Below are 17,644 nucleotides of genomic sequence, written 5' to 3'. Positions count from 1 at the left end.
GTTTTCCGTTATAATGGGCGCGTTATTGTAAAGGCCGTCTGAAAGGATAGCAAATGAACGCCCAACGCGCCCTGCGCCTGTCCGCAACCGCCCTCGCCGCCGCCCTGATACTGGCCGGCTGCCCCGCCAACGTGCCGCAGGCCGGCGGCGACTGGCACAACCTCGGCGAAGCGGGCAACGGCAATCTGATGCTCGCGCTCGACAAAAACAGCATCCGCCGCAACGGCCCGCTCGTTACCTTCCGCGACCGCAAAATCGTCGTCGATATGAAAAACGAACGCTTCGTCAACGTGCCGCCCTACAAAACCGCCATCAGCACCTGGGAAATGCACTGCGCCAACAAAACTTTCCGCCTCGTCTCCTCCACCCTCTACGACGACAAAGGCAAAATCATCTCCGAAGAAACCTACACCGCCGTGGACATCCGCCCCATGGCCGTGCCGCCCAACTCGCTCACCGACGAACAGCGCAAAATCGTCTGCGCCGGATAGCGTGCGCCGCAGGCCGTCTGAAAGCGCATTTTCGCCGCCGCAACCGTTTTCCCGTCTTTTCAGACGGCCTCATCAGAATACCCACCCCAGATCAGGAGAACGACATGACCGCCCGCCCCGCCCTCGCCGCCCTCATCCTCGCCGCCGCCTTCGCCCAAGCCGAAACCTCCGACGAACTGCTCAGCGCGCAGGCCGCTTTCCGCCAGGCACTGTCCGAACAAAACAGCATCGGCTCCAAACTCACCTTCGCCGAAGAAAAACTCACCAACGCCCGCCAGCGCAAAGCCGCCGCCGAAGCCGACATCCAAACCTACACGCAGCAGCTCGAACAGATGCAGCAACAGAAAGCCGCCAACGACACCGCCCTGCAACAGGCGGGCGAACGCCTCAACGCCGCCTGGCAGGCCGCCCACGGCAGCCGTTGAAACCCGTATCCGAAGGCCGTCTGAAAACCCACCCATGCCGTCCCACAAAATCCGAGTTTCCCGCAAAACCGAAACCGTGTGCGTGGCTTGCGCCACACCCCCTACCCCAACGGCAGAGGCCGTCTGAAACTTTCAGACGGCCTCTGCCCGTTTCCGCTATAATCCGCGCCGCACACGGGTCGGACAGACAGTCGCCGCGTATCGCGTAAGGCATACGGGGAGGAAAGTCCGGGCTGCACAGGGCAGGATGCCGGCTAACGGCCGGGCGTGGCAACGCGACGGAAAGTGGCGCAGAAAGCAAAACCGCCGACGGCCGCTTGAAAAAGCAGCACGGGCAAGGGTGAAAAGGTGCGGTAAGAGCGCACCGCGCATCCGGCAACGGATGCGGCAGGCCAAACCCCATCCGCAGCAAGGCCAAACAGAACGCAAAGACGCTGCCCGCCGAGCGTTCGGGTAGGCCGCTCGAACCCGCCGGCAACGGCGGGTCTAGATGAATGACTGTCCGACGACAGAACCCGGCTTACCGTCCGTCCCGCGTGCCCCCATTGCGGCCGTCTGAAAAACCGTTTTTCAGACGGCCTTTCCCCAACCCGAACCCAAAGGAGCAAACCATGGAACTCGTCTTCATCCGCCACGGCCAGAGCGAATGGAACGCCAAAAACCTCTTCACCGGCTGGCGCGACGTCAACCTCAGCGCACAGGGCGTCGCCGAAGCGCAGGCGGCCGGGCGCAAACTCAAAGAAAACGGCTACGCCTTCGACCTTGCCTTCACCTCCGTGCTCACCCGCGCCATCAAAACCTGCAACATCGTGCTCGAAGAATGCGGCCAACTGTATGTTCCGCAAATCAAAAGCTGGCGGCTGAACGAACGCCACTACGGCCGCCTGCAAGGCATGGACAAACAACAAACAGCCGAACAATACGGCGACGAACAAGTGCGCATCTGGCGCAGAAGCTACGACACCCTGCCGCCCCTGCTCGATGCCGACGACGAATTCTCCGCCCGCAAAGACCCGCGCTACGCCCACCTGCCGCAAAGCGTCATCCCCGACGGCGAAAACCTCAAAACCACCCTCGAACGCGTGCTGCCCATCTGGCAGGACCGCATCGCCCCCGCCGTTTTGGCGGGCAAACGCGTCCTCGTCGCCGCCCACGGCAACAGCCTGCGCGCCCTGGTCAAACACCTCGAAGGCATCTCCGACGACGACATCATGGGTGTGGAAATCCCCACCGGACAACCGCTGGTGTACCAACTCGGCGACAAACTGAACGTGTTGGAAAAATTCTATCTGTAAACCGCCAAGCGGCGCACCGTCCGCAACACAAAGAGGCCGTCTGAAAATCTTGTTTTCAGACGGCCTCTTGCCGTTGGCAGAGTGCGGCGCAAGCCGCGCATGCGGTTTGGGTTTGCGGGGAAAACCGGGTTCGTGATGCGGCAGCGCGCAGGGCGGGTCTCAACCCACTGTTTCCATCCGCATCGTTATGGCGGGGCAAGTTCCCCTGCAACGCTCCGAATATTGCCCAAGCCGCAACCGCCCCACCCCAACCCTCCCCCTGCAAGCGGGAGAGAGGCAAAGTTTCAGGCTGCCTCAGGGGTTTTGCAAGGTTTTCAGGCTGCCTGCCTGCCGCTTACCGCTCCCCGTCCTGTTCCGCCCTGCGCCGCCATTTTTCCGCCTCGCGTAAGTCCCGCTTCACGCCGACGCCCTGCGCGTACATCTGCGCGAGCACCGCCGCCGCATTCGGTTTGCCCAGCTCCGCCGCCTTCCGGTACCACCTGGCGGCGGCGGCCATGTCCTGCGGCAGGCCGTCCGCGCCCTCTTCGTATATTGACGCCAGCGTCAGTGCGGCGTCGGCGTGTCCCTGCTCTGCGGCTTTGGCAAACCATTTGGCCGCCTGCGCTGCGTCGGGTTTGATGTCGAAATCCCTGTCGCGGCCGCGCAGATAGAGCAGCCCCAGATAATACTGCGAACCTATGTCGCCGCCCTCGGCCGCCTTGTGCAGCCAGCGGGCGGCTTCAGCCGGGTTTTTCACCCCCTCCGGGCCGAGCACGTAAATCTGCGCCAGCTTGGGCTGCACAATGGAACGCACGGTGTAGTCGCCGTTGTCGGCCAGCGGCAGCAGGATTTGCAGCGCGCGGCGGTAGTCGCGGTTGAGATATGCGGTTTCGCCTTCGTGCAGCTGTTTCCAGTGCGGCGGGTCGGCAAATACCACATCGGCCTGCGCAGGGGGCAGGCAGAGAGCGAGGATCAGGGCGGCGGCGGACAGCCTCGTTTTCATACGGTTTCCTTTTTTCAGACGGCCACAAAGGCGCAAACGGCGCGATTATAAAGCACGGCGGCATAACGTGCGGATGCGCAACCGCCCTTTCAGACGGCCTCTTCCTTTCTTTATAATGCCGCGTTTTTCCCGCCCGCCGCCCGAGTGCCATGACCGAACCGCCCAAAACCCGCCGTGCCCTAATCGTCGCCTACGACGGCAGCCGTTTTTTCGGCTGGCAGAAACAGGCCGGCGGCGTGCCCACCGTGCAGGCCGCTTTGGAAGAGGCGTTAAGCGGCATCGCTGGCGAGCGCATTGCCGTAACCGCCGCCGGCCGCACCGACACCGGCGTGCACGCCGCCGCCCAAGTCGTCCATTTCGACACCGCCGCCGAGCGTCCCGGCCAAGCCTGGGTGCGCGGCACCAACAGCCTGCTGCCCGAAGGCGTGGCCGTGCTGCGCGTGCACAACGTCCCCCCGCATTTCCACGCCCGCTTCGATGCCTGCGGCCGCCGCTACCGCTACGTGTTGCAGTCCGCCCCCGTGCGCTCCCCGCTCTTAGCGGGCAGGGCAGGGTGGACGCACACCCCGCTCGACCCCGCCCCCATGCGCGAGGCCGCCGCCCTTTTGGTCGGCACGCACGACTTTTCCAGCTTCCGCGCCGCCGAGTGCCAGGCCAAATCCCCCGTCAAAACCCTGTATTCCGTGCGCCTGAGCGGCACGGCGCGGTTTATGGCACTCGATTTGCACGGCAACGCCTTTCTGCACCACATGGTGCGCAACATCGTCGGTGCGCTGGTGTACGTTGGCAGCGGCAGGCTCAGCGTGGCGGGCTTCGCCGAACTCATCGCCGCCAAAAGCCGCCTCAAAGCCCCGCCCACCTTCATGCCCGACGGCCTCTACCTCACCGGCGCGGATTACCCGCCCGAGTTCGGCCTCGACACCCCGCCGCTGCCCGACTGGCTGTGGCCGCAGCTTTGAGGCCGTCTGAAAACACAGCTCCCGCGCAGCCGAAACCCGAAAACACCCCGAAAGGACAAGCATGCCCGCCAAAATCCGCACCAAAATCTGCGGCATCACCCGCCCCGAAGACGCCGCCGCCGCCGCCCGCCTCGGCGCGGACGCCGTCGGGCTGGTGTTCTACCCGCAAAGCAAACGCGCCGTAACCCCCGCGCAGGCCGCGCAAATCGTGGCCGCCCTGCCGCCCTTCGTGTCGGCGGTTGCCCTGTTTGTCAACGAAAGCGCGGACAACATCCGCGCCGTCCTGCGCCAAGTGCCGATCGACACCATCCAGTTTCACGGCGACGAAGACGACGCCTTCTGCTGCCAGTTCGCCCGTCCCTACCTCAAAGCCGTGCGCGTGCGCCATGCCGAGGATATTCGGACGGCCTCATCCCGCTTCCCGAACGCCCGCGCCATCCTGTTCGACGCCTACCACCCGCAGGCATACGGCGGCACGGGGCAGAGCTTCGACTGGACGCTGCTGGCGCGGTACACCGGCAAACCGTGGATACTCGCCGGCGGGCTGACCCCCGAAAACGCCGCCGAGGCCGTGCGCATCTCCGGCGCGGCGGCGGTGGACGTGTCCGGCGGCGTGGAAAGCGCGGCAGGCATCAAAGACGCGGCCAAAATCGCCGCGTTTCTGCGCTCGGTCGAGGCCGTCTGAAAGTCCAAATCCGTCCATACCGAACCTGACGTAGGGTGTATCGCCCCGAGGCGACGCACGAGGTTTCTGCCGCTTCAACCAATCCGTGTCTTTCCCCAACCCCCAAACCGCGTGCGTCGCCTCGGGGCGACACACCCTACCTTAGCGGCAGAGGCCGTCTGAAAAACGTTTTTTCAGACGGCCTCTTTGATGTTTGGCGCGGGTGGCAGCGGGTAGCTTGGGTTGCAAACCCAACATTGGCGGCTTGCACGGATGTTGGGTCCGACCCAAACTACCTGCTGCCCGCTGCGGCGGGAATCCGTAGGTCGGGCATTTATGCCCGACTGATAACCGTCGGCAAATTGAGCAATGTCGGGCATAAATGCCCGACCTACAACTGCCCCGCCCATGCCGAACCTAAGGTAGGGTGTGTCGCCCCGAGGCGACGCACGCGGTCTGTGCTGTTTCAACCAATCCGCGCGTTTTCCCAAAATCCGAAACCGCGTGCGTGGCTTGCGCCACACACCCTGCCTCAACGGCAGAGGCCGTCTGAAAAAGCATTTTTCAGACGGCCTCTTTTATGTTTGGCACGCGCGGCGGTTTATTTCACGCCATAGTTGGCCTGGACGAGGGCGCATTTGACGCGTTCGCCACGGCGGCTGCGGCGGCCTTCGATGCGGCCGCAGGCTTCGGGGGCGTCGTGGCGGCGGGGTTCGGCGGTGTCGCGCTCTTTGCCGTTGCGGGCATCGCGGCGGGTTCTGCCGTCGCGGCCGTTTTCAGACGGCCTCTGTGCGTTTTGCGGCTGCGCGGCCTTGTTCCACCATTGCGGCTCGAAGCCTTCGATGCGTTCGACGGGGACGCTGTTGCCGGTGAGGATGCAGACGGCTTCAAACATTTTCTGTTCGTTTTCGTCCATCAGCGAGATGGCGACGCCGTCGGCACCGGCGCGGCCGGTGCGGCCGATGCGGTGGACGTAGTCTTCGGGCTGGGCGGGCATTTCGTAGTTGATGACGAAGGGCAGCTCGGCGATGTCCAGCCCGCGCGCGGCCACGTCGGTGGCGACGAGCACGCGCAGGCCGCCTTCTTTGAAGGCGTTGAGGGTTTCGAGGCGGGTCTGCTGCGATTTGTCGCCGTGGATGGACTGGGCGGCGAGGCCGCGCCGCTGCAAGTCGCGCGTTACCTGGTCGACGCTTTGCTTGGTTTTGCAGAAGACGATGACCTGTTTGATGTCCAAATCGACAATCAGGCGTTCGAGCAGGCGGCGTTTTTCAAAGGTGTCGACGGCGATGACGTGCTGTTCGACGTTGGCGTTGGCGGTGTTCTGCGCGGCCACTTCGACGGTTTCGGGGGCGTTCATGAAGTCCTGCGCCAGCTTGCGGATCGGGTCGGCGAAGGTGGCGGAGAAGAGCAGGGTTTGGCGTTCGCGCGGCAGCATGCCCATGATGGCGCGGATGTCGTCGATGAAGCCCATGTCGAGCATACGGTCGGCTTCGTCCAGCACCACGGTTTCGATTTTGGCGAAGTTGATGTTTTTTTGTTTGACGTGGTCGAGCAGGCGGCCGACGGTGGCGACGACGATTTCGCAGCCGACGCGCAGATCGGCGGTCTGTTTGTCCATGTTCACGCCGCCGAACAGCACGGTGTGGCGCAGCGGCAGGTTTTTGATATACGCCTGCACGTTTTTGTCGATTTGGTCGGCCAGCTCGCGGGTGGGGGTGAGTACCAGCATGCGCACGGGGTGCATGGCGGGGGAGGCGGAGGTGTTGGCGTAGCGTTTGAGGCGTTCGAGCGCGGGCAGCATGAAGGCGGCGGTTTTGCCGGTGCCGGTTTGCGCGGCGGCTAAAAGGTCGTGTCCGGCCAATACTTTTGGAATGGCGGCGGCCTGGATGGGGGTGGGGGTTTCGTAACCCTGTTCGGCCAAGGCGGAGACGATTTCCGCGCCCAGGCCCAGTGAGGAAAAGGCGTTCATTTCGGGATGCTTTCTGTGTTTTTCAGACGGCCTCGGGGGCTGCCGGGGCGGCGCGGCGGGAAATCCGCGCCGGAAAAGGGTAATGGAACAGGTTTTGTGCGGCGGCCGCAAACGGGTTTCAGACGGCCTCTGCCGTGTGCGCGCACGGCAAACGGCGGCGCAGGCGCAAGGGGCACATTATGCCACAAAAGGCCGCTTTTTTTGCCTGCGGGCGCGGTGGGCGGGCGGCGGGCGTTTGCGCCGACTGCCGCCGGAGTTTGCGTCATCCGTTTGATTTGTATCAAAGTATGGTTAATGTTACATTATTACAATGCACGATGTTATGTTGTAACTGCATGAGGCCGTCTGAAAAACCGTTTTTCAGACGGCCTGTATCCGGCCTGATGCCTGATTTTCCACCGCCAACCATAAGGAACACCGCCTGTGAAACCGAAACATACCGCCCTGCGCCCCGCCGCGCTCGCCTTGTGTCTTGCCGCTTTGCCCGCCGCCGTGTGGGCGGATGACGTGGTAGAGGGGGAAACGCCGCCGCAGGTTACCGTAAGCGGCAAAAGCCGCAGCCTGCGCACGGAAAACCGCGACAGCTACGGCGTGTCCGTGCTGCGCTCCACCACCGGCCTGATTTTGTCGCCGCGCGAAATCCCGCAGTCGGTAACCGTGATCACCAAAGACCAAATCGCCGACCAGGGCATCACGCGGCTGGAAGACGCGCTGAAAACCGCCACCGGCATTAATGTGTTCCAATCGGGCGGCCGCACGCATTTTATGTCGCGCGGCTATTTTATCGAACAGCTCGAAGAAGACGGCATCGCCTCGCAGATCGGCTCGCCCGGCGGCTTCGGCCTCGGCGGCCCGCAGGGCGACCCGATGGCGGGCACCGACATGGCGATGTACGACCACATCGAAGTGATACGCGGCGCGGCCGGGCTGACGCAGGCAAACAGCGAGCCGGGCGGCACCATCAACGTGGTGCGCAAAAAGCCCACCGCGCAAACGCAGCTTTCCGCCGAGCTGCTGGCCGACCGCTTCGGCAAGGTAAACGGCGTGTTCGACGCGTCGGGCACATTGAGCGCGGCGCACGGCCTGCGCGGCCGCTTCGTCGGCTCGGCCACGCGCAACAAAACCTTCCGCGAACGCTCGCGCGGGCGCGACTTCATGCTGTACGGCGTGCTGGAAAAACGCATCGGCGAGGCGGGACGGCTCACTTGGGGCGCAAGCCATCTGAACCAGTCGTCCAATCCCGACCTCGTCGGCCTGCCGCTGTATGCCGACGGCGGCGGCCTGCCGCGCGACCGCTACCTCGGCGCAGAGTGGAACGACAGCCGTCTGAAAAAAAACAACCTGTTTGCCGAATACGAACATTATTTCAACGACAACTGGAAACTCGTCAGCAAACTCGACTGGCGCAAAACCCGTTTCGACAAAGAATACTATTTCCTCGGCGGCATCAGCGGCATCGGCGCGGACGGATTGGGCGAAACCTACGCCGACGACCGCTACGACAACGACTCGCGCCAGTTCTCCTTGCAAAACAACCTCACCGGCCGCTTTCAGGCACTCGGCCGCAGCCACGACGTATTTTTCGCCCACACCTTCTCGAAAGAAAAACACAACACCCTCAACCGCTGGCCGGACGACAGCCGCCGCTTCAACGCCGACAGCTTCGACGGCAGCGAGCCGGGCAAACCCGACTGGGATGCGGCCGATGCCAAAGCGCGCGGCGGGCAGGGACGCTATAAAACCCACGCCTTCGGCCTGGGCATCCGCTTCAACCCCGCCGAGCGGCTGCACATCATCGCCGGCGGCCGCTACACCCGCTGGTACCGCTACCTCTATTGGGACAGAAACCTGAAAGACGGCAACCCCGGCAGCGTGCAGGAGCTCAAACGCAACCGCTTCATCCCCTACGCCGGCATCACCTACGACATCACCCCTGCGCAAAGCCTGTACGCCAGCTACACCGCCATCTTCAAGCAAACCATGAACCGCGACGCCAACGACAACCTGCTGCCGCCCATCATGGGCAAAAACTACGAGCTGGGCTGGAAGGGCGAATGGAACGGCGGCCGGCTCAACACCGCTCTCGCCCTCTACTTCACCGACAAAGAAAACGAAAACTTCCGCGTCAACGCCCGCGATCCCTACTGGGTGGCACTCGACCGCCGCAGCAAAGGCGTGGACGCGGAAATCTCCGGCAGCCTGACGAGCCGCTGGAAAATCTTCGCCGGCTACACCTTCAACCGCAGCACCAACCGCAACACCGTCCCCGGCGGGATGCCCGGCAGGGAGAAAGGCTACAATTTCAGCACCCACACGCCCAAACACATGTTCCGCCTCTACACCGCCTACACCCTGCCCGCAGGCGGCGGCAAATGGACGGTCGGCCTGGGCGTCAACAGCAGCAGCAAAACCGGCAATTCGAGCCGCACCCTGTTCCAGGGCGGCTACACCCTGTGGAACGCCAACCTGCAATACCGCCCCAACCCGCACATGCAGCTCAGCCTCGCCGTGAACAACCTTACCGACAAACGTTACTACACCAGCCAATACAGCAGCGGCTTCAACAGCGGCAACTACTACGGCGAACCGCGCAACGTCTTGTTCGGCTTCAAATGGAAAATGTAACGGCTTCTGTCGCAAAGAAAAAGGCCGTCTGAAAACCGCAGTTTCGGCGCAGTCAAAAACGGTTTTAACTTCATTGAAGCTGCGTTTTCAGACGGCCTTTTGCATAAGAACGGCGCAACAAACAGCAAAGAACGCGTGCGCCGCCTGGGCAACAACGCCCCATATAAGCGCAGAGGCCGTCTGAAAACCGTTTTTGGCTGCGCCGAAACCGCGTTTTCAGACGGCCTCTGCCCGCCATTCAAACCCATATGAACCTGCTCAAACAATTCTTCCGCCTCGCCCGCCCGTTTTGGGCAGGGAAATCGCAATGGCGCGAGTGGCTGCTGCTCGCTTCCGTTATCGGCTTCACGCTGTTTTCCATTTTTATGAGCGTGAAAATCGCCGCGTGGGACAAGCGTTTTTACGACGCGCTCGCCGCGTTTGACGGCAAAGCCATGCCAGCCTTAATCGTAGAATACTGCGGCTATATGGGGCTGATTATCGCCTGCATCGTCTGCGGCGACTGGCTGCAAAAGCGGCTGATTTTCCGCTGGCGCACGCATTTGACCGAGCGTTTCCAGTCAAACTGGCTGGGCAATCACAAACACTACCGCCTGCAACTCACAGGCGAGCCCGACAACCCCGACCAGCGCATTGCAGACGACATCTACCAGCTTGCCGACAAAAGCATCGTGCTGTTTCGTTCGTTTATCAACAACATCGCCAAATTCAGCGCGTTTGTTGCCGTGCTGTGGGGCTTGTCGGGCACGCAGCATTTCACGCTGTTTGGACACGCGTTTACCGTTAAAGGCTATCTGGTTTGGGTTGCGCTGGCGTATTCCGCCGTCAGCACGCTGATTGCCCACTTGGTCGGGCGCAAACTGAAAGATTTGAACATCGACCGCCAGCACCGCGAAGCCGACTTCCGCGCCGCATTGTTGCGGGTGCGCGACCACGCCGAGCAGGTGGCGTTTTATCAGGGCGCGGATGCCGAGCAAGGCCGTCTGAAACAGCGTTACCGCCAAATCCGCGACAACTGGTTCCGCCTCACCAACTGCGAGTTCCGCCAAGAAACCTTTTGGGCGACCTATGTGCGCATCAGCATTTTTATCCCCATCCTCGCCACGCTGCCGATGTACCTCGCCAAAACGCTCACTTTCGGCGACATGATGCAGACGCGCACCTCGTTCGCCCGCGTGCAGGACAGCTTCGGCTGGTTCACCGATTCCTACCGCCGGCTGGTGGAATGGGCGGCGGTGGTCGAGCGTTTGGGCGGGTTTCAGGCTGCTTTGGAAAGGGTGGAAAGGCAGCCTGAAAATGCCGTAGGTCGGATTCTCGAATCCGACAACACCGCCGCCACGCCCGCCGTAGGTTGGGTCGAGACCCAACAAACAAACCAAAGCCGCGAGAATGTTAGGTCAAGACCCAACCTACCTGCTGCCGCATCCGAACAAAAAACGTCGGATACAAGTATCCGACCTACGCGGCTAGGGTGGGGGCAAACACCTGATGCGCCCGCCCATTCTGTTTCCAACACCGCCGCCATCACCCTCGCCCAAACCACCGTCCACACCCCCGCAGGCAAAACCATGCTGCAAGCCGTCAGCCTTGAAGCCAGCGCGCCCGAGTGGCTGCTCTTGGAAGGCCGCAGCGGCATCGGCAAATCCACGCTGCTGCGCGTGCTGGCAGGCTTGTGGCCGTATTACAGCGGGCATTTCCACATCAACGGCAGCTTCCTGTTTATCCCGCAACGCCCCTACCTGCCGCACGGCAGCCTGCGCGACACCGTCAGCTACCCGCACCCCTGCCGCCTTTCAGACGACCTGTTGCGCGATATTTTGGAACGCGTCGGCTTAGGCCGTCTGAAACACGATTTGAATGCCGAAGCCGAATGGCACAGCCGCTTGTCCGGCGGCGAACAGCAACGCCTCAGCCTCGCCCGCGCCCTCGCCGCCCGAGCGCAAATCCTGTTCCTCGACGAAGCCACCAACCAGCTTGACGACGAGTCTTCCATCGCCCTGATGACCATGCTCAAAACCGAATTGCCCGACACATTGATAGTCGGCATCAGCCACCAAAGTGGCGTGAAAGCCTTGTTTGAGCGCAGCATGGTGTTGCGGCAGGCAGAGGCCGTCTGAAAACCCGTGCCGCCGCCCTTTTCGGCAACGTCATTTCAGCGTTTATGCTCTGAAAGAGTACCGGCGGGAACGGCCTTTCCCTTTCGGCGGCGCGGCCGATTCTATATAATGCCGCCTTTCTTTACACAGGCGCGCCATGTCCGCGCCGCACCACGGAGCTCCCGTATGTTTACCGATTTTTCCACTGCCGACCTCATCGACGCCGCCCCAAACACCCCCTCCTGCGACACCCAGTTCCGCAGCTTCGGCCGCCGCGCCCGTTTCAGCGGCCGCATCCGCACCGTCAGATGCGCGGGCGACAACGGCCTGGTCAAAGAGCTGCTCAACTCGCATTCCGAAGGCGAAGTGCTGGTGGTGGATGGCGGCGGCTCGCTGCACAGCGCGCTGATCGGCGATTTGATCGCCACCGCCGGCGCGGCCAACGGCTGGGCGGGCGCGGTGGTGTACGGCGCGGTGCGCGACAGCGAAGCCCTCAACGAGATCGATTTCGGCATCAAGGCGTTGGGCACGAACCCGCGCAAAAGCGGCAAAAGCGGCGCGGGCGAAACCGACGCCGTGCTCGCTTTCGGCGGCGTGGAATTTGTGCCCGGCCATTTCCTGTACAGCGACGCCGACGGGATTCTGGTGTCGCCCAATCCCATTCGTGCCGAATAAAACAGGAGCAATATCATGCGGATAACAAGCAAGCGTTTGGACAATCTCTGCTTTGTGGGCACCACCGAAGCGGGGCACAGCGTGGTGATGGAAGGATCGGCGGTCGAAGACGGCGTGAAACGCGGCCCCTCGCCGATGGAAATGCTGCTGCTGGGCGTGGCCGGCTGTTCCAGCATCGACGTGGTGATGATCGCGCAGAAACAGCGGCAGGACGTTACCGACTGCCAGGCTACGGTAACCGCCGAACGCGCCGACGAAGCCCCGCGCGTGTTCACCGAAATCCATATCCATTTCAAAGTGTTCGGCCGCAACCTGAAAGAAGCCGCCATCGCCAAGGCGGTGGAATTGTCGGCAGAAAAATACTGCTCGGCCTCGATTATGCTGGGCAAAGCCGCCAAAATCAGCCACAGCTTCGAGCTGGCCGAAGCGCAAACCTGAACGATATACGGAGGCCGTCTGAAAAACAGTTTTCAGACGGCCTGAACCTTTTTGCAACCGCCAAACAGTCCATCGAAAGGAACAAAAAAATGGCCAACATCTTCATCTTCCCCGTCTGCCCGCACGCCGACACCGCAGCGGCCGCCGCCAACATCGCCGCGCAGCTTCCCGACGCCGCCGTTTTCGACGCCGCGCAATACGCCGCCGAAGGCGCAGAGCTTGCCGCCGCAGGCAAGGCCGACGACTGGTTCGACCTGCTCATCGGCCGCGCCGCCGCGCTGGGCAAACAAAATCTGGTGGTACGCGGCATCACGCCTAACGACGAATACCTGTTTTTAAGCCGCCAAAACAACGAACTGGCCGGCGCGTTCAACGCCCGCGTCGTGTTTGCCGTGAGCAGCGGCCACGCCACCGCCGGGCGCGTGCAGATGGCCAAAGCCTCGTTTGCCGGACGCGCCGTCGAATTCGGCGGCGTCATCGGCGCGCCCGAAGATGTGGCCGCAGCCGCCGGACTGGCCTTCCTCGGCAGCATCGGACAGCCGCAAAACACCGCCGCCCTTGCCGCGCCGCAGAGCGTGCGCCTCTCGCCCGCCCAGTTCCGCTTCAACATGATGGAAGCCGCCCGCAAGGCCGGCAAACGCATTGTCCTGCCCGAAGGCGCGGAACCGCGTACCGTGCAGGCCGCCGCCATCTGCCACGAAAAAGGTCTTGCCCGCTGCGTGCTGCTCGCCCCGCGCCAAGAAGTTGAAGCCGTGGCCAAAGATTTGGGCGTCAGCCTGCCCGAGTCGCTGGAAATCCTCAACCCCGCCGAGCTGGTCGAACAATACGTCGCCCCCATGTGCGAGTTGCGCAAATCCAAAGGCTTAACGCCCGAAGACGCGCGCAAACAGCTGCAAGACACCGTTGTTCTCGGCACCATGATGATGGCGCAAAACGACGCGGACGGCCTCGTTTCCGGCGCGGTGCACACCACCGCCAACACCATCCGCCCCGCCTTGCAGCTCATCAAAACCGCCCCCGGCGCGAGCATCGTGTCCAGCGTGTTCTTCATGCTGCTGCCCGGACAAGTGCTGGTGTACGGCGACTGCGCGGTCAACCCCAACCCCACGCCCGAGCAGCTGGCCGAAATCGCCATCCAGTCGGCCGAGTCCGCCCAAGCCTTCGGCATCGAGCCGCGCGTGGCGATGATTTCCTACTCCACCGGCACATCCGGCGCGGGTCCCGACGTGGACGCCGTCGCCCAAGCCACCGCCATCGCCAAGGAAAAACGCCCCGACCTGGCCATCGACGGCCCGCTGCAATACGACGCCGCCTCCGTGCCCGACGTGGCCAAATCCAAAGCCCCCGGCAGCCCCGTGGCAGGCCGCGCCACCGTGTTCGTCTTCCCCGACCTGAACACCGGCAACTGCACCTACAAAGCCGTGCAGCGCAACGCCAACGTATTGAGCGTCGGCCCCATGCTGCAAGGCCTGCGCAAACCGGTGAACGACCTCTCGCGCGGCGCGCTGGTGGAAGACATCGTCTACACCATCGCCCTCACCGCCATCCAGGCCGCGCAAAGCGCGAAATAAGTGGGCTTTGACACAACGGCAGAGGCCGTCTGAAAAACGTGGGAACACGGTTTTCAGACGGCCTTATTCCGTTGTGCGGCATAAACCGCGTGCGTCGCCTTGGGGCGACACACCCTACGTCAACGGCGGAGACTGCCGACGCGTGGGGTAGGGTGTGTGGCGCAAGCCACGCACGCGGTTTGGGCGGTTAGGGTCGGCGGGAAATGCCGAGGCCGTCTGAACATCGTAGGGCGGGTCTTGGCCCACTGTTTGCAGGCTTTTTTTCAAATGCCGCCTGCCGCGTATGCAATGGTGGGTCAAGACCCACCCTACGCCATCCGCCAATCAAAAGGCCGTCTGAAAGCGCAGCTTCGGCGCAGCCAAAACCTGTAAAACGGGTTTTGGCTGCACCGAATAGGTAGGGTGGGAATACGGTTTTCAGACGGCCTTATTCCGTTGTGCGACATAAGCCGCGTGCGTTGTCTTGGGGCGGCACACCCTGCGTCTGGTTAGGCATGGGCGGGATGGAAAACAGGCCGTCTGAAAACCTGTAAAACGGTTTTTCAGACGGCCTGTTTAAACAATCCGCCGCCGGTGCGGGCGGCTTGTCAATCAGCTGAACAAGTCGTTTTTCAGGTCGTTTACCTTGTCTTCCACTTTGTCCCAGAACGATTTTTTGCGCGGGGTTTGGCTGCGGTCGAGGCCGGTGGAGATTTTTTCGAATTCTTCCAGCAGCTCTTTCTGGCGGTCGGTGAGGTTGACCGGGGTTTCGACGAGGACGTGGCAGTAGAGGTCGCCCGTTGCGCTGGAACGCAGGGATTTGATGCCTTTGCCTTTGACGCGCATTCTGCGGCCGGTTTGCGTTTCTTTCGGGATGGTGAGCTTGACTTTGCCTTCGAGGGTGGGCACTTCCACTTCGCCGCCGAGTGCGGCGACGGTGAAGCTGACGGGCAGTTCGCAGTGCAGGTCGAGGCCGTTGCGTTCGAAGATTTTGTGCGCTTTGACGTGGACGACGACATACAAATCGCCCGAGGGCGCGCCGTTGCGGCCGGGTTCGCCTTCGCCGGAGAGGCGGATGCGCTGGCCGTCGTCGATGCCGGCGGGGATGTTCACTTCCACGGTTTTGGCGGTTTTGACGCGGCCTTCGCCACGACATTTGACGCAGGGGTCGCGGATTTCTTTGCCGCTGCCGTGGCAGGCGGGGCAGGTTTGCTGCATTTGGAAGATGGCCTGGCGGATGTGGACGGTGCCCGAGCCGTGGCAGGTGGCGCAGGTGGAGGCGGTGGTGCCGGGTTTCGCGCCGCTGCCGTGGCAGACGCCGCATTCTTCGTGGGTGGGGATGGTGATGCGCCGGCGCGTGCCTTGGGCGGCTTCTTCGAGAGTGATTTCCACGGCGTATTGCAAGTCCGCGCCCTGGTAGTCCTGCTGGCGCGCGCCGCCGCCCCCGCCGCCGAACATCTGGCTGAATATGTCGCTGAAATCAAAGCCCTGCGCGCCGCCGAATCCGCCGAATCCGCCGCCGAACCCGCCCGCACCCGCGCCTTGCTCGAAGGCGGCGTGGCCGATTTGGTCGTACATGGCGCGTTTTTCTTTGTCCGACAGGGTGTCGTAGGCTTTTTGCACGTCTTTGAATTTTTCTTCGGCCGCTTTGTCGCCGGGGTTGCGGTCGGGGTGGTATTTCATCGCCAGTTTGCGGTAGGCTTTTTTGATTTCGTCGTCGCCCGCGCTGCGGGATACGCCGAGGGTTTGGTAGTAGTCTTGGTTGCTCATGTCGGTGTGTTTGCTGTGTTCTGTGGAAAACGCCGCCGCAGGTATGGGCGGCGGCGGGAAAATTAAAGCAGGCCGTCTGAAATTTGTTTTTCAGACGGCCTCTGCGGTTTGGTCAGCGTCCGCGATGGTCTTCGATGCGGCGGGGCGCACCGTTTTCAGACGGCCTCTGCTGTTTGCCGTCCACGGTGTAAAAATCGCCTTCGATGATGTCGTCCTCCTGCGGCCGCGTTTGGGAAAAGCCGCCGAACGATGCCGCGCCGCCGTCCGTGCCGGCGGTTTCCACGGGGCGGCCGCCTTTGAAGGGCAGCATCAGCAGCACGGCCAGCAGGGTGGAGAAGAAGCCCGGGCTGATGAGCAGCAGGGCGGCGACGGCGTAGCGCACCGGCCATAAAAGCTGGTAGGCGGAAACCTGTCCGCCGCCGCGCACGGCCGCAGCGGCCAAGAGCACGCCGGAAAGGCCGAAGCGGCGCAGCATGAAGGAGCCGGCCATCGCGCTGAGGATGATGAGGGCGAGCGTGCCGAACGCGCCGATGCGCGCGCCCACTTGGACGAGGGAGAGGATTTCGAGCGCGCCGAAAACGAGAAAACCGATACCGAAATAGCGCATAAGCGGGTGTCCTTTGTTTGTTGGATTGGTTGGATGGATGTGTTTGGCTGCCCGCGGCCTGTGCCGGCAGAACACGCAAAATACAGACGCACCGGGCGATTTCAACGCGGCAGGCGGCGCGGCAGGCGGTAAAAAAAGGTAAAGCGGAGGCCGTCTGAAAAACAGGCGGTCTGAAAGCGCGGCTGCGGCGCAGCCAAAAAAACGCGCGAGGCAGGGCAGGGCGGCGTTTTGTCGGCGGCTGCCGCATCTGTTATCTTTTGCGCCATGAGTACACGTTTTCCCGCTAATAAGTGCAGGCTGCTTTTGCAGCAATTTTGTCCGATATATTTGACATGAAAACGGTGCAATGCCATACTTATGTCAGATATATAGGACATTTTTATTGAGGCCATGAACAGAGTTCGGCAGTTCCGCAAGCAAAAGCAGCTTTCGCAGCAGGCTTTGGCAGATTTGGTGGAGGTTTCGCGGCAGACGGTGAATATGATTGAAAATCAAGATTATAACCCGACCCTGTCTTTGTGTATCCGCTTGGCAAAAGTATTGGATACGGATTTGAACGCGCTTTTTTGGGAAGAGGAAGATGAACAAATTCAACCGTAAATTGTTGGACGGCATGATTGGTAAGCAAGATGAACGCGAGCGGCTGGAAACGTATGAGCGGATGGCGGTATGTTATGCGTATCTGCATTGGGGTTCGCTGCTGGTGTGTTGGGTCAGTTGGATGATTGGCTGGGAGGCCGGCCAACATGCGGTTTGGCTTTTTCTTTTATTGGGCATTCCGGTGCACGGTTGGGCAAAACTCAACGATATATCGGACGAGGTGATTCCGTATCCCCAAAAGATAACGCCCGAAACGGCCAAAGAGGTGTTGAGAAAAGCACGGAAGGCTGCATTGCTATTAGGCTTGACGGCTGCGGCGGCGGTATTGGTGGCCGGTAAACTCTATGCAAAGGATGTGCCGTTCCTTTTGATTCTGCCTTTTGCGGTATTGCTGTTTTTGGCCATTGCCGGCGGCACATACAGCAGCGCGTGCATACGGGTGAAAAAGACGTTGCGCGAACTGCGTGAAGACGAAGGGGAAGATTGAACGTGCAGGCT

The 17,644-nt window shown here is 62.0% G+C and carries 16 protein-coding genes, 1 other RNA gene and 1 pseudogene; 13 read left to right on the top strand and 5 right to left on the bottom strand.

The window, feature by feature from the left end:
* Positions 1-53: 53 nt before the first annotated feature.
* From H3L91_RS10025 to H3L91_RS10010, 4 genes are all read left to right on the top strand, one after another.
* Positions 54-491, top strand: a complete 438-nt coding sequence (locus tag H3L91_RS10025) for a surface-adhesin E family protein (RefSeq protein ID WP_007343728.1) — start codon at positions 54-56, stop codon at positions 489-491.
* 104 nt (positions 492-595) lie between these two features.
* Entirely contained in the window at positions 596-916 is a 321-nt protein-coding gene (locus H3L91_RS10020; RefSeq protein ID WP_040659114.1) for a hypothetical protein, read from the top strand.
* A gap of 175 nt (positions 917-1,091) precedes the next feature.
* Positions 1,092-1,455: RNase P RNA component class A (gene rnpB, locus H3L91_RS10015), an RNA gene on the top strand.
* 72 nt (positions 1,456-1,527) lie between these two features.
* Positions 1,528-2,211: a 2,3-diphosphoglycerate-dependent phosphoglycerate mutase gene (locus H3L91_RS10010; protein ID WP_040659112.1), complete on the top strand. Its 684-nt coding sequence runs from the start codon at positions 1,528-1,530 to the stop codon at positions 2,209-2,211.
* A 334-nt stretch (positions 2,212-2,545) separates the two neighbouring features.
* On the opposite strand, the gene H3L91_RS10005 is transcribed toward H3L91_RS10010, so the two are convergent.
* Positions 2,546-3,193: a tetratricopeptide repeat protein gene (locus tag H3L91_RS10005; protein ID WP_050783144.1), complete on the bottom strand. Its 648-nt coding sequence runs from the start codon at positions 3,191-3,193 to the stop codon at positions 2,546-2,548.
* A gap of 149 nt (positions 3,194-3,342) precedes the next feature.
* Here H3L91_RS10005 and truA point away from each other — a divergent pair, with 149 nt between their 5' ends.
* Positions 3,343-4,152: a tRNA pseudouridine(38-40) synthase TruA gene (gene truA / locus H3L91_RS10000; RefSeq protein WP_007343724.1), complete on the top strand. Its 810-nt coding sequence runs from the start codon at positions 3,343-3,345 to the stop codon at positions 4,150-4,152.
* A gap of 58 nt (positions 4,153-4,210) precedes the next feature.
* Positions 4,211-4,837, top strand: a pseudogene (locus H3L91_RS09995) (phosphoribosylanthranilate isomerase); the annotation flags it as partial.
* Positions 4,838-5,417: 580 nt separating this feature from the next.
* Here H3L91_RS09995 and H3L91_RS09990 read toward each other — a convergent pair.
* The gene (locus H3L91_RS09990) at positions 5,418-6,785 is read right to left on the bottom strand and encodes a DEAD/DEAH box helicase (RefSeq protein WP_007343721.1); all 1,368 of its coding nucleotides are present in this window, start codon (positions 6,783-6,785) and stop codon (positions 5,418-5,420) included.
* Positions 6,782-7,051 (bottom strand): hypothetical protein, encoded by a 270-nt coding sequence (locus H3L91_RS09985; protein ID WP_007343720.1) that lies wholly within the window; start codon positions 7,049-7,051, stop codon positions 6,782-6,784. Before H3L91_RS09985 ends, H3L91_RS09990 begins: the two co-directional genes overlap by 4 nt.
* A gap of 157 nt (positions 7,052-7,208) precedes the next feature.
* On the opposite strand from H3L91_RS09985, the gene H3L91_RS09980 reads away from it, so the two are divergent.
* From H3L91_RS09980 to pta, 5 genes are all read left to right on the top strand, one after another.
* The gene (locus H3L91_RS09980) at positions 7,209-9,410 is read left to right on the top strand and encodes a TonB-dependent siderophore receptor (RefSeq protein WP_007343718.1); all 2,202 of its coding nucleotides are present in this window, start codon (positions 7,209-7,211) and stop codon (positions 9,408-9,410) included.
* A gap of 248 nt (positions 9,411-9,658) precedes the next feature.
* A complete protein-coding gene (locus H3L91_RS09975; protein ID WP_007343715.1) occupies positions 9,659-11,527 on the top strand; it encodes an ABC transporter ATP-binding protein/permease in 1,869 nt (622 codons plus the stop codon).
* A 165-nt stretch (positions 11,528-11,692) separates the two neighbouring features.
* On the top strand, positions 11,693-12,181 hold the full coding sequence (rraA, locus tag H3L91_RS09970; RefSeq protein WP_007343713.1) for a ribonuclease E activity regulator RraA: 489 nt from the start codon (positions 11,693-11,695) through the stop codon (positions 12,179-12,181).
* Between the two features lie 15 nt (positions 12,182-12,196).
* Entirely contained in the window at positions 12,197-12,619 is a 423-nt protein-coding gene (locus H3L91_RS09965; protein WP_007343712.1) for an OsmC family protein, read from the top strand.
* A gap of 89 nt (positions 12,620-12,708) precedes the next feature.
* Positions 12,709-14,190 (top strand): phosphate acetyltransferase, encoded by a 1,482-nt coding sequence (pta, locus tag H3L91_RS09960; RefSeq protein ID WP_007343711.1) that lies wholly within the window; start codon positions 12,709-12,711, stop codon positions 14,188-14,190.
* Positions 14,191-14,781: 591 nt separating this feature from the next.
* On the opposite strand, the gene dnaJ is transcribed toward pta, so the two are convergent.
* Together dnaJ and H3L91_RS09950 are read right to left on the bottom strand one after the other, a co-directional pair.
* Positions 14,782-15,939, bottom strand: a complete 1,158-nt coding sequence (gene dnaJ / locus H3L91_RS09955; protein ID WP_007343708.1) for a molecular chaperone DnaJ — start codon at positions 15,937-15,939, stop codon at positions 14,782-14,784.
* Positions 15,940-16,051: 112 nt separating this feature from the next.
* Complete coding sequence (locus H3L91_RS09950; RefSeq protein ID WP_007343707.1) at positions 16,052-16,546, bottom strand: FxsA family protein; 495 nt, start codon at positions 16,544-16,546, stop codon at positions 16,052-16,054.
* Between the two features lie 390 nt (positions 16,547-16,936).
* On the opposite strand from H3L91_RS09950, the gene H3L91_RS09945 reads away from it, so the two are divergent.
* Entirely contained in the window at positions 16,937-17,146 is a 210-nt protein-coding gene (locus H3L91_RS09945; protein ID WP_007343705.1) for a helix-turn-helix transcriptional regulator, read from the top strand.
* Positions 17,127-17,633, top strand: a complete 507-nt coding sequence (locus H3L91_RS09940) for a hypothetical protein (RefSeq protein WP_007343704.1) — start codon at positions 17,127-17,129, stop codon at positions 17,631-17,633. The genes H3L91_RS09945 and H3L91_RS09940 overlap by 20 nt, the downstream gene beginning before the upstream one ends.
* Positions 17,634-17,644 lie beyond the last annotated feature (11 nt).

It is taken from the genome of Neisseria bacilliformis (assembly GCF_014055025.1).
Taxonomy (GTDB): Bacteria; Pseudomonadota; Gammaproteobacteria; order Burkholderiales; family Neisseriaceae; genus Neisseria; species Neisseria bacilliformis.
This window is presented reverse-complemented; position numbering and strand designations above follow the sequence as displayed.